The organism is Alistipes shahii WAL 8301 (assembly GCF_025145845.1).
Taxonomy (GTDB): domain Bacteria; phylum Bacteroidota; class Bacteroidia; order Bacteroidales; family Rikenellaceae; genus Alistipes; species Alistipes shahii.
On record NZ_CP102253.1, the window covers coordinates 3,261,607 to 3,274,529 of the forward strand.

Sequence of the window (12,923 nt, forward strand, 5' to 3'; positions counted from 1 at the left end):
TTTCAACCGGATGCGCCCTTTGCCTGGTCCCTCCCGGAGGCTGGAATCCGGGGCGGGCCGGATTTGTGGCCGCGGCCCGCGGCCGCGGGTTCGGACAGTCTGTTTTGCAAATGCTGTAATAGAACGATGATCGTATGTTAAGTGCTTTATACTACCTTTTGCTGGTGCTTTTGTGCACGCTTTTTATGATTCTGTCGGCCCTTGCGCTGGTTGTCTGCTATCCCTTCGACCGGGGGCGCCGGACGGTGCATGAACTGTCGCGCATCCTGGTGCGGATTTTCTTCTTCCTGCCGCCCTTTTGGCGGCAGCGGGTCATCGGCCGCGAACTGATCGACCGGAAGAAGAGCTACGTCATCGTCATCAACCACAACACGGTGATCGACATCCCGGCGCTCTACTACATTCCGCTCAATTTCCGCTGGGTGTCGAAGCGCGAGGTCTTCAAAACGCCCTTCTTCGGCCAGTTCCTCCTGCTGCACGGCGACATCTGCATCGACCGCGGCCACGCCGCCGAGGCGTTGGAACAGCTGGTCCGCGACGGGAAAAAGTGGATTTCGCGCGGGGCTTCGGTGGCGATTTTTCCCGAGGGCACGCGCTCGAAGGACGGTGAGATCCACCGCTTCAAGGCCGGGGCCTTCACGCTGGCCAAGGAGGCCGGCGCGGAGATCCTTCCCGTGGTGCTGGACGGAACCAAGACGCTGATCAAAAAGAACCTGGCATTCAACTGGGGCAACCGGATCACCGTCCGCGTGCTGCCTCCCGTTCCGGCCGAACGGGTCGCCGTGCTGGAGACGCATGAACTGATGCAGGAGGTGCATGAACGGATGTGCACGGCGCTGGGAGAAGTGAGAAACGAAAAGTTAAAAGTGAAAGATCAAAAGTGAAATGTCGCAAATAAAGGTTGGAACACGAAAAATTCAAAAAAAGTTGCGTTGAACTTCCCGCCGATTTTTTAATTTCTCACCTTTCACCTTAATTAAGTTATGGCAGATTTACTCAATAATACCAACTCGAACGCAAACAATTACGGCGACGACGCCATCGTGACCCTCTCGCCGAGGGAGCACATCCGCCTGCGCCCCGGCATGTACGTCGGCGTGGTGGGCGACGGTTCGCAGCCCGACGAGGCGCTCTACGTGCTGATCAAGGAGGTCGTGGACAACTCGATCGACGAATTCATCATGGGCGCGGGCCGGCAGATCGACATCACGCTGGCCGACAACGTCGTTACGGTGCGCGACTACGGCCGCGGCATCCCCCTCAAGTCGCTCGCGGCGGCCGTCGGGCAGATGAACACGGGCGGCAAGTACGGAGGCGACGCCTTCAAGAAGACCGTGGGCCTGAACGGTGTGGGCGTCAAGGCCGTGAACATGCTTTCCGAAGAGTTTACGGCCCGTTCGGTCCGCGACGGTGAGGCCCGTACGGTGACCTTCGCCAAGGGTCTCGAAGTGAGCGACAGGTGGGAGAGCGGCGTCAACGAGAAGAACGGCACGTTCATTTCGTACCGCGTCGACAAGGAGATTTTCGGCGAATATGCCTACAACCTCGAATACGTCGAGCAGAAAATCCGCAATTACAGCTACCTGAACCTGGGTCTGACGCTCAATTTCAACGGCAAGAGCTACGTTTCGAAAAACGGTCTGCTGGACCTCGTGAACGACAACATGACCGAGGACCCGCTCTACCCGCCCATCCACCTCACGGGGGAGGACATCGAGGTGGTGATCACCCACGGCACGGGCTACGGCGAGAGCTACGACTCGTTCGTCAACGGCCAGCACACCACGCAGGGCGGCACGCACCAGACGGCCCTGCGCGCCGCCGTTGCCAAGACGGTCAAGGAGTTCTACCACAAGGACTACGACCCCTCGGACATCCGCACGTCGATCATCGCGGCCATTTCGATCAAGGTCACCGACCCGATCTTCGAGAACCAGATGAAGACCAAGTACGGTTCGAAGGAGGTCGAACCGGGGGTCTCGGTCAACAACTTCGTGGCCGACTTCCTCACCAAGCACCTCGACGACTACTTGCACAAGCACGCCGAGACGGCGCAGATTCTCCAGCGGAAGATCGTCGAGAACGAGAAGGAGCGCAAGGCGATCTCGGGCATCCAGAAGAAGGCCCGCGAGACGGCCAAGAAGGTGAGCCTGAACAACAAGAAACTGCGCGACTGCAAGATCCACCGCACGGATCGCAACGAGCTGGCCGAACAGTCGATGATCTTCATCACGGAGGGCAACTCGGCGTCAGGCTCCATCACCAAGAGCCGCGACGTGCGTACGCAGGCGGTCTTCTCGCTGCGCGGCAAGCCGCTGAACTGCTACGGACTGACGAAGAAGGTGGTCTACGAGAACGAGGAGTTCAACCTCCTTCAGGCGGCGCTGAACATCGAGGAGGACATGGATAACCTGCGCTACAACAAGGTCGTCATCGCCACCGATGCCGATGTCGACGGCATGCACATCCGCCTCTTGATGATGACCTTCTTCCTGCAATTCTTCCCCGAGGTGATCCGCCAGGGGCATCTGTTCGTGCTGCAAACCCCGCTGTTCCGCGTGCGCAACAAGAAGGAGACGCTCTACTGCTATTCCGAGGAGGAGCGCCTGAAGGCCGTGGCCCGGTGCGGCGCGAACGCCGAGATCACGCGATTCAAGGGTCTGGGCGAGATTTCGCCCGACGAGTTCAAGGAGTTCATCGGCGAGAACATGCGCCTGGACAAGGTCCGCATCACCAAGGACGACCCGATCCACGACCTGCTGGAGTTTTATATGGGCAAGAATACGTATGAGCGTCAGGGCTTCATCATCGACAACCTGCGCATCGAGGAGGACATCGTCGAGCAGGACCTTGCGATTAATTAAAAATTAAGAATTAAAAATTAAAAATTCCGATTTCATGGCGGAAGAGAACGATAAGACGGGGCGCGACGAAGCGCTCAACGAGGACGCCTCGACTCCCGAAACCGCGGACGACGCGACGGACGAAACGCCTGTGGCCGAGGCTCCGGCCAAGGCGGGCAAATTCGACCGCCTGACGCAGGAGGAGGGCGGCGTCCGCAAGCTCACGGGCATGTATAAGAACTGGTTCCTGGACTACGCCTCGTACGTGATCCTCGAACGCGCCGTGCCGCATGTCGAGGACGGACTGAAACCCGTCCAGCGGCGTATCCTTCATGCGATGAAGGTCGTCGACGACGGCCGTTACAACAAGGTCGCCAACCTCGTGGGCCAGACCATGCAGTACCACCCGCACGGCGACGCGTCGATCAAGGACGCGCTGGTGCAGCTGGGGCAGAAGGACCTGCTGATCGACTGTCAGGGCAACTGGGGCAACATCCTCACGGGCGACGAGGCCGCCGCGGGCCGTTATATCGAGGCGCGTCTTTCGAAATTCGCCCTCGACGTGGTCTTCAACAAGAAGACGACGGAGTGGATGCTGTCGTACGACGGCCGCAAGGAGGAACCCGTTACGCTGCCCATCAAGTTCCCGCTGCTGCTGGCCCAAGGGTCCGACGGCATCGCCGTGGGACTGGCTTCGAAAATCCTGCCCCACAACTTCGTGGAGCTGATCAACGCCGCCATTGCGCACCTCCAGGGACGTGATTTCCAGCTTTACCCCGACTTCCCGACGGGCGGCATGGCCGACGTGAGCCGCTATAACGACGGCCTTCGCGGCGGCACGGTGAAGGTGCGGGCGAAGATTTCGAAGATCGACAAACGGACGCTTGCCATCACCGAGATTCCCTATACCACGACCACCGAGTCGATCAAGGATTCGATCATCAAGGCCAACGACAAGGGCAAGATCAAGATCCGAAAGGTCGACGACAATACGGCCGACAAGGTCGAAATCGTCATTCAGGTCTCGCCCGACGAGTCGTCGGACAAGACCATCGACGCGCTCTACGCCTTCACCGACTGCGAGGTGTCGATCGCCCCGAACTCGTGCGTCATCTGGGACGAGAAGCCGCACTTCCTCGGGGTTTCGGAGATCCTGCGCCGCTCGGCCGAGCACACCAAGTCGCTGCTGGGGCTGGAGCTGAAAATCCGGCTGGGCGAGTTGAGCGAGGCATGGCATGCCGCCTCGCTCGAACGCATCTTCATCGAGAACAGGCTCTACCAGCTGATCGAGGGGTGCAAGAGCCGCGAGGAGGCTTATTCCGCCGTGGATAAGGGTCTGGAACCCTTCAAGATGCGGCTGCGACGTGAAGTGACGCTTGAAGACGTGCAGAAGCTCACCGAGCTAAAATTTATCCGTATTTCGCGTTACGACAGCGAGAAGGCCGACAACGAGATCCGCCAGATTGAGGAGGACCTGAAGTCGACGCAGTACGACCTGGACCACCTCACCGAATACGCCGTGGCCTACTACGAGCGCATCCGCGACAAGTACGGCAAGGGCAGAGAGCGTCGCACCGAGTTGCGCGAATTCGACTCGATCGAGGCGACGAAGGTGGCCGTCACGAACGCCAAGCTGTACGTGGACCGGGCCGAAGGGTTCTTCGGCATCGGCAAATCCATGAAGGACGCGGAATTCGTCTGCGACTGCTCGGACATCGACGACGTGATCGTCTTCACGAAAGACGGGCGTTACGTGATCACCAAGGTTTCGGACAAGGCCTTCTTCGATAAAAACATCTATTATATCGGGGTCTTCAAGCGCAACGACGACCGCACGATCTACAACGTTCTCTACCGCGACGGGAAGAACGGCGCGATTATGATGAAGCGCTGCGCCATCAAGGGCATCACGCGCGACAAGGAGTACGACATCACCAAGGGAACCGCCAAGAGCGAGATACTGTATATGTCTGTCAATCCGAACGGTGAGGCCGAGGTGCTGAAGGTTTACTTCAAGCCCCGTCCGCGCCTGAAGAAGGTGATCGTCGATCTCGATTTCTCGACCCTCGCCATCAAGGGGCGCCAGAGCCAGGGCAATCTGTTCTCGCGCTACGGCATCCACAAGATCGTGCTGAAGGAGCGCGGCACCTCGACGCTCGGGGGGCAGGACATCTGGTTCGACGAAGATGTCCGCCGGCTGAACGCCGACGGGCGCGGCAAGCTGCTCGGCGAGTTCAAGGGTGACGACCGCCTGATCGTCTGGACCTCGAAGAATCAGTACTACATCACGGGCTACGACCTGATGCAGCACTTCCCCGACGACACGGTCCTCGTGGCGCGTTACGAGTCCGACCGGGTTTACAGCCTGTGTTACTACGACCGCGGCCAGAAGTATTACTACATGAAGCGTTTCACGGCCGAGATGTCGGACAAGATTCAGGATTTCCTCGACGCCGACGCCGATTTCATCTGCGTGACGGACCGCGCCGGGGCCAAACTGGAGATCACCTACAAGGGGGCGCACGCCTCGCGGCCCGCGGATGTGATCGACGTCGACGAGTTCGTGGGCGTCAAGAGCCACCGCGCCAAGGGCAAACGCCTGACGACCTACGACGTGGACCGGCTGCGGATGATCGAACCCGAACTGCCTCCCGAACCGGAACCTTCGGAGGATGAGTCGCTTGACGACGGTCAGCTGACGGACGCTTCAGCTGACGCGGCGCAACGCGCTGCGGCAGAGGGGAAAGCTTCCGGAAAATCCGCCCTGAAGGAGCCGCTCGGCGCCAAGCCCGCCCCGGGAAAGGCTCCGGCGGGCCAGCCCTCGGCCGGAACGATCGTCGGAGGCGTGGAGTTCGAGGTGGAGCGTCCGAAAGGCGACGCCGGCGAGATGATCGACCCCGAACAGCTGAACCTGTTTTAACGAACCGCCTGCGATGAAACCTCTCTTTCTGGTCGGATATATGGGCTGCGGCAAGAGCACCCTCGGACGCAAGCTGGCGCGGCGTCTGGGCGTCGATTTCATCGACACCGACGCGCTGGTCGAGGAGCGCGAAGGCGCCTCCGTGGCCGACGTCTTCCGTTACGAGGGCGAGGAGCGTTTCCGCGAGGCGGAGCGCCGGGTCCTCGACGAGGTGATCGCCGGAGCCTCCTTCGCCGTGGTCTCCACGGGGGGCGGGCTGCCCACGTGGCGCGATAACATGCCGTGCATGAACGCCGTCGGGCATACGGTCTACCTGCGCCGCTCGCCGGAGCAGATCGCCCGGCGGTTAAGCCCCTACGGACGCCGCAAGCGGCCCCGTCTGCAAGGTCTCGACGACGAACAGCTGGTGGCCTTCATGCGCGGCGACATGGCGGCCCGCGAACCGTTCTACGCGCAGGCTTCGCTCGTCGTCGACTGCGACCCGATGTCCGACGACGAGCTGGTCGAACATATCGTGCAAACTTTCTCCGACCGTGGCTGACAACAGACCCATAGGCATTTACGACTCGGGGCTGGGCGGACTGACCGTCTGGCGCGAGGTCCGGCGTGCGCTGCCCGGCGAATCGCTCGCCTACCTCGGCGACGGCGCCAACTGCCCCTATGGCTCGCGGCCCCGCGAGGAGGTGCAGGCGCTGGCCGACGCCGCCGTGGCGCGGCTCGTGGAGCTGGACTGCAAGATGGTCGTTGTGGCCTGCAACACCGCCACGGCCGCGGCCATCGGCTTCCTGCGCGAAAAATACGCCGGCATGCCCATCGTCGGCATGGAGCCGGCCGTGAAACCGGCCTGCCTGGCGACCCGCAGCGGGGTGGTGGGGGTGCTGGCCACCGAACGGAGCCTCGACGGCGAGCTGTTCCGCCGCACGGCCGCCCGGTACGGCAGCGGCATCGAAGTCCTGACCTACCCGGGCACGGGTTTCGTGGAGCTGGTCGAGGGAGACCGGGAGGATACGCCCGAGGCCGAAGCCGCGGTGCGCGCCGCCGTGGAGCCGATGCTGGCGCGGGGCGCCGACCAGATCGTGCTGGGGTGTACGCACTATCCCTTTCTGACGCCGGTGATGGAACGCATCGTCGACGGACGGGCCGCGATCGTCGACCCGTCGCCCGCCGTCGCCCGCCGCGTCGGGCAGCTTTTGGACCGCTACGGCCTGCGCGCTTCGGCGGATAACCGCCCCGCGCTCACGTTCCGCACCTTCGCCGACGAGCTCTACCGCCTGCGTCTCGAACGGAAGGTTGCGGCGTACCTGTAAGACGCTCCCGGCTCCATACCCCCCCCCATTCGCGGGCGGGAACGCTTCCGGCCGGAATCGCTCCGGGCGATTGATAAAGTTTGCGGCGCCTTCGGAATTGTCGAAAAAAATTCGTACCTTCGCTCGATAATAGCGACATTCTGGAATGGCATCTAAAAATACATCCTCCAACAGCCGGCAGGCCGTTCAGCGTTCCAACAGCGACAGTGCGCGCTGGATCGCCGGACTGCTGCTGCTGTTCATCGGTCTGTTCGCCGCCGCTGCGGTGTTCTTTTCGTTTTTCAGCTGGGCCGCCGACCAGAGCGGGCTGCAAAAATCGGTCGAGGAACGGGTGACGCTCGGCATCGAACCGGAAAATCTCTGCGGCTGGGCCGGAGCGCGGCTGGGGATGTTGCTGGTCGATCATTCGTTCGGGCTTTTCGGCATCCTGATTCCCGCGATGATCGTGCTGGTCGGCGTGCGGATCGTCCGTCAGCGGCCGCTGCTGTTCAACCATTCGATCCTTTCGCTGTTTCTGATTATGATCCTGGGGTCGCTGACGCTGGGATTCGCCTTCGCCAACCGCTGGAGCCTCTGCTGCTCGACGGGGTGGGGCGGCGCTTTCGGCATCGCCTCTTCGGCCCTGCTGCGCACGCATATCGGGGCTTTCGGAACGCTGATCCTGCTTGTCGGCGGCTGGATACTGACGGGTGTTTTCATCAACCGCAACTTCATCAACAAGGTCAACGAGGCGGGCAACGTGGTGGTCGACAAGAGCGGGAAGGTCGTCGAGATCCTCAAGCACAAAGTCGTGCTGCACGGACGTGCGGCCGGGGAGGACGGGGCTGCGGAGGATGTTCCCGAACCGGCTCCGAAACCCGGGCCGAAGGCGGCCGCACCGCAGCCCGCGCCGTCGAAAGCGGCGGAACCCGCGGCGCAAAAACCCGCCCCGATCCGTGTGGAACGTCCGTCGGAGCCCGTTGCGGCTCGGAAGTCCGTGCCGGAAGAGGACGAAAATCCCTTCCTCGAACTGACGCCCGACGGGAAACCCGTCGCCGGGGAGACTGCCGCGGAGCAGACGCCCCCTCCCGCGGAGGACGGGGAGTTCATCGAGGTGGACCTTTCGCGTCCCGAGGGCCGTGTGGTGATCGGCCGCAGCGGGCTGGTCGAGCTGGAACGCCCTGCGGTGCGCGACGCCGTGGCTGCGGAGCCTGCCCCGGAGGAGGTTCCGGAGAGGGAGGCCGCACAGTCCGATCCCGATGCGCCCTTTACCGAGATCACCGTGCTGGACGATGCGCCCGCCGCGGAGCCGGAGGGCGTCGTGGTGACGGTCGAGGCCAACGAGGCGAAACTGCTCGACGAGAAGGCGATCCCCACGGAGAGCTACGACCCGCTGAAGGACCTGGTGAACTACCGCAAGCCGCCCGTGACGCTGCTGGAGGACTACATTTCCGATTCGGAGGTCTCGGACGAGGAGATTTTCGAGAACAAGACCAAAATCGAGGATACGCTCAAGAACTTCGGCATTCCCATCCAGCGCATCAAGGCCACGGTGGGTCCCACGGTGACGCTCTACGAGATCGTGCAGGCGCAGGGAATCAAGATCTCGAAGGTGCAGGGCCTCGAAAACGATATTGCGCAGAGCCTCAAGGCGCTGGGTATCCGCATCATCGCGCCGATTCCGGGCAAGGGAACCATCGGCATCGAGGTTCCCAACCGCGACAAGCAGGTGGTTTCGATGTATTCGGCCGTGCGTTCGCTGCGTTTCCAGGAGTCGAAGGCCGAGCTTCCGGTGGTGATCGGGCGCACGATCCAGAACGAAAATTACGTCTTCGACCTGGCCAAGATGCCGCACCTGCTGGTCGCCGGAGCCACGGGACAGGGCAAGTCCGTGGGGCTGAACGCCATCATCACCTCGCTCCTGTACCGCAAACACCCCGCGCAGCTGAAGTTCGTGATGATCGACCCCAAGATGGTCGAGTTCTCGCTCTACGCCAAGATCGAACGCCATTTCCTGGCCAAGATGGAGTCGGAGGACGACGCGATCATCACCGACCCCAAGAAGGCGGTCTATACGCTCAACTCGCTCTGTACGGAGATGGACAACCGTCTGGAACTGTGTAAGAAGGCCGGGGCGCGAAACATCGCCGAGTACAACGAGAAATTCACCTCGCGGCGGCTGAATCCGATGAACGGACATCGCTACCTCCCGTATATCGTGGTGGTGGTCGACGAGTTCGCCGACCTGATAATGACGGCCCGCGAGGTCGAGGGACCGGTCATGCGCCTCGCGCAGAAGGCCCGCGCCATCGGCATCCACCTGATCATCGCCACGCAGCGTCCCGACGTGAAGGTCATCACGGGCGGCATCAAGGCCAATTTCCCGGCCCGCATCGCCTTCCGCGTGATGCAGATGATCGACTCGCGCACGATCATCGACCAGCCGGGGGCCAACCAGCTTATCGGACGCGGCGACATGCTCTTCTCGAAGGACGGCGATCTGACGCGTATCCAGTGTGCGCTGGTCGAGACCCGCGAGGTCGAGCGCATCTGCGAATACATCTCCAAACAGCAGGGCTACACCGAGGCCTACACGTTGCCCGACTATACGCCCGACGGCGGCGACGCTCAAATGGGCAGCGAGGAGTCCTCGGCGCCTGTGAAATACGACTCGCTCTTTGCCGAGATCGCCCGCGACGCCGTGTCCGGAGGTCAGATCTCGACCTCGATGATCCAGCGCAACTACGAGGTGGGCTTCAACCGCGCCGGCCGCATTATGATGCAGCTCGAAAGGGCCGGCATCGTCGGCCGCCAGCAGGGAGCCAAACCGCGCGACATCCTCTACCACGACTTGCCTTCGCTGGAGGCGAAATTGCAGGAACTGGGATTGTTTTAAGTCTTCGGCTTAAAACAATCCCAGTTCCTGTGGTTAAGAATTAAAAATTAGGAATTGAAAATTGCGGGAGCTGACACTATGGGAAGACGAAAATTTTTCATTTTTCATTGTTTCATTGCCGTATTGTTTTGCGGCATATTGCAAGGCAATGCGGCGCAGCCTCGTGCCACGGAGATACTGGAACGCCTTGCGGCGGGATTCCGTGCGATGGACGGCTACGGCGTGAAGTTCGGGGTCGTCTCGGGCGACTACGAAGCCCGCGGCAGCTATGTCGTGGAAGGCGACAGCTATTACCTCGTGCTGGGCGACGCGGAGGTTTTCGCCGACGGAGCCGTGCGCCGCGAGGTCGACAACCGCCGCCGCGAGGTGACCGTTACGGAGGTCGACACCGCGAGCCGCAACATCCTGAACAATCCGGTCCGGGCCTTCGATTTTCTGGGCAGCGAATATACGCCGTCGCTCGTCTCCGAAGCCGACGGCCGCGCCGTCGTGCGGCTGACGCCCGCCGCCGGGAACGACTCCCCGGCAGGCGATGTCACACTGACGGTCGACACCGCTACGATGCGCCCCCGCTCGCTTTCGTATGACTACGACGGCGAACAGGTGCTGGTGAACGTGCTGGAGGTCGCGCCCCTCGCTGGGCACGTCCGGCGGTTCGATCCGAAAAATTATGAGGGCTACGAATTCATCGACTTCCGCTGACCGGGTCCGCCGGGGGCATTGCGGTCTTCGCCGGGCGGTATGCTGCGCGCTGTCGCTGTCGGCGGCATTTTCCGCGCATGCGCAACGGTCGCTGCCGCTGATGCGCGACGGCGGGCATCTCTATGCCGAAGTCCTGTTGCAGGATTCGATTCCGGCGCGGGCCATGCTCGAATCGGGAATTGCCTTTCCGCTGATCGACAGTGCGCTCGTGTGGTCGCATCCCGATCTTTTCCGGCTTGAAAAACTCGACTCCGCGGTCCGTTTCCGCATGGCTGTCGGGGCGAATTACGCGGCGCGTTACAAACTGGCTCCCGGCCTCTCGGTGAGCGGTTCCCGGAGTCTGTGCGACACTTACGTGGTGGATATGGGCGGCCGTAAGGGCGATCTGCTCTGGCCCTTGAACCGGTTTACGACCGACAGCGCCGCGACGCCCGGCATCTTCGGTCTCGACATCGCCCGGGGGCGTCTGGAACTGCTCGCGGAGGAGGAACTGCCCGGAGAGGGCGGCGGCTGGACGGCCTGGGATATGACGCGCGATGAACGGTCGGGGATGTATTGCCTGCAAAGTTCATTGGCGTTTGTCAACGACCGCGGCCGGCGTGTCGCTGAACCGGCGGAACTGGTCGTGGATCTGGGCAATGCCATGTTGCTGGCGCTCTTTGCTTACAAGCCCGAAGTGAAGAAATTCGTTTCCCGCTCGCGCATTCAGGAACTGGAAGGACGAACCTCCGCCGGCAAACGGCTGCCGGTGATCCGGCCTGCCGAGGTGATCTTTATGGATGCCTATACTTTTCGCGGCCAGCCTGTGCTGCTGCTTGAAAACCGTATGCGGCTTCCGGGGCACGGATTTCTGGGCATCCGTTTCTTCGAACGCTTCCGCGTGATCTTCGATTTTCGCCGTTCGCGGCTCCGGATCGCGGAGCCGCTGTCCGCCGCTGATACGCGTGCCGCCGGGCCGGATTGCTCCCGGACGGTTCCGGGTTCTCCGGACGCGACCCGATTCCTGTGTGTCAAATCCCGATAATTGAATATCCCATGAAAATGGATGTCGTTTGCGCCGACCGGTGGCTGTTCCCGGCGGTGCTTCGGCCCGGTTGTCGGGGTAGGTGTTTTTATCGGCTGAAATGATCTTCCGGGCGACCTTTGGGGCGCCCGTTGTTTTTGCGAATCGGTTTCTTCTGTTATTTTAATAATTGGTGTTTGTTTTATATATTATTATGTCTTGGTAAATGTGTTTTTTTAATATATTTGCATTATGATGCTTTTGTGTTGATATTTATTTGATTGCTTGGCTGAAATATTAAAAAATAGCTTGGTTTCTGCGTTTGGGGGGCTTGTCGTTGGACGCTTGTTCAAAAGCGACTCCCGGGGGAGGAAGTTCCTGAACAGGTAATGCAAGAGGGGGGGGCTGACCTTAATGCGAAAATTTCTGCAAGGCGCTGTTGTCTGCTTATTGGGAAGATTTTATAAATATCGTGCAGAATTCGGAACAAAGGCGATCCTGGAGAGAGCGAAGTCGGGGAAACGGAGGAAATGGGAAATTAATTCGAAAAGTTATGAAAAAAATTCTGTTATTGCTGTCCTGTCTGTTCGGAAGCGCGATCGCCGTGCAGGCGCAATCTTTTGCGAATAACGACAAAGGCGTTTTTCTACGGGCCGAATTGCGGGCTTTGGCCCGATCGAAAAGCGACGGAGTGGCGCAGCGAGGGATGGATGTCGAGGCAATTGTCGGTTATCGTTTCGATGGGCGTTTTTCCCTTTTCATACCGGTTACGGCGACGACCGGGTTGTTCAAGGCCGGTGGCGTGAAAAGCTACGAACAGGCCGGACAGCTCGGACTGGGCTTCGGATACGCTCCGCTTCATACCACCCGCGACCGGCTCGAAATAGCGGTGCGAGCGGGCAATACGCTCGGCGGCAGCTGGCATTTCCGCTATTACGATCTGGGCGTGCGTTGGGAGTGGGCGGACCTGAAAATACCGCCTTTCGTCGGTTTGGGTGTGCGCTATCAGGATTGCTATAAGGGAGGTTTTTCCGACTATTGTTTTTTTTATGCCACGGTCGGATTTTCGATTCGCTGGCATCGGATGAAAGGCAGGTGACCCGTCTTTCTCCCGGCAGTTTGCCGGGAGATTTTTTTTTCGGGGCGTCGAGATCGTGGGCGCAATGGTGGAAATCCCGCGTAAATGACAAATTGTCGCGCCGTTTGTCGTCGCCGAATGCAGGGAGGATGGATTGTTTAATGTGTGTTTTTAATAAATGCGTCAAGGATAATA

Annotated in this window: 9 protein-coding genes; all 9 read left to right on the plus strand. The window is 60.7% G+C overall.

Annotated elements, in window-relative coordinates; translation table 11 throughout:
• Positions 1 to 134: 134 nt before the first annotated feature.
• On the plus strand, positions 135 to 884 hold the full coding sequence (locus NQ492_RS13710; protein WP_259872927.1) for a lysophospholipid acyltransferase family protein: 750 nt from the start codon (positions 135 to 137) through the stop codon (positions 882 to 884).
• Between the two features lie 99 nt (positions 885 to 983).
• Positions 984 to 2,864 (plus strand): DNA topoisomerase IV subunit B, encoded by a 1,881-nt coding sequence (locus NQ492_RS13715; protein WP_015545908.1) that lies wholly within the window; start codon positions 984 to 986, stop codon positions 2,862 to 2,864.
• Positions 2,865 to 2,898: 34 nt separating this feature from the next.
• Positions 2,899 to 5,763: a DNA gyrase/topoisomerase IV subunit A gene (locus NQ492_RS13720; RefSeq protein WP_015545909.1), complete on the plus strand. Its 2,865-nt coding sequence runs from the start codon at positions 2,899 to 2,901 to the stop codon at positions 5,761 to 5,763.
• 13 nt (positions 5,764 to 5,776) lie between these two features.
• A complete protein-coding gene (locus NQ492_RS13725) occupies positions 5,777 to 6,304 on the plus strand; it encodes a shikimate kinase (RefSeq protein WP_015545910.1) in 528 nt (175 codons plus the stop codon).
• The gene (gene murI / locus NQ492_RS13730) at positions 6,297 to 7,070 is read left to right on the plus strand and encodes a glutamate racemase (protein WP_044053929.1); all 774 of its coding nucleotides are present in this window, start codon (positions 6,297 to 6,299) and stop codon (positions 7,068 to 7,070) included. The genes NQ492_RS13725 and murI overlap by 8 nt, the downstream gene beginning before the upstream one ends.
• Before the next feature lie 145 nt (positions 7,071 to 7,215).
• Positions 7,216 to 9,945: a DNA translocase FtsK gene (locus NQ492_RS13735; RefSeq protein ID WP_015545911.1), complete on the plus strand. Its 2,730-nt coding sequence runs from the start codon at positions 7,216 to 7,218 to the stop codon at positions 9,943 to 9,945.
• Positions 9,946 to 10,023: 78 nt separating this feature from the next.
• The gene (locus tag NQ492_RS13740; RefSeq protein ID WP_231839847.1) at positions 10,024 to 10,647 is read left to right on the plus strand and encodes a hypothetical protein; all 624 of its coding nucleotides are present in this window, start codon (positions 10,024 to 10,026) and stop codon (positions 10,645 to 10,647) included.
• Positions 10,616 to 11,671 (plus strand): hypothetical protein, encoded by a 1,056-nt coding sequence (locus tag NQ492_RS13745; protein WP_157359439.1) that lies wholly within the window; start codon positions 10,616 to 10,618, stop codon positions 11,669 to 11,671. The genes NQ492_RS13740 and NQ492_RS13745 overlap by 32 nt, the downstream gene beginning before the upstream one ends.
• Positions 11,672 to 12,203: 532 nt before the next feature.
• Positions 12,204 to 12,749, plus strand: a complete 546-nt coding sequence (locus NQ492_RS13750) for a hypothetical protein (protein ID WP_015545914.1) — start codon at positions 12,204 to 12,206, stop codon at positions 12,747 to 12,749.
• Positions 12,750 to 12,923 lie beyond the last annotated feature (174 nt).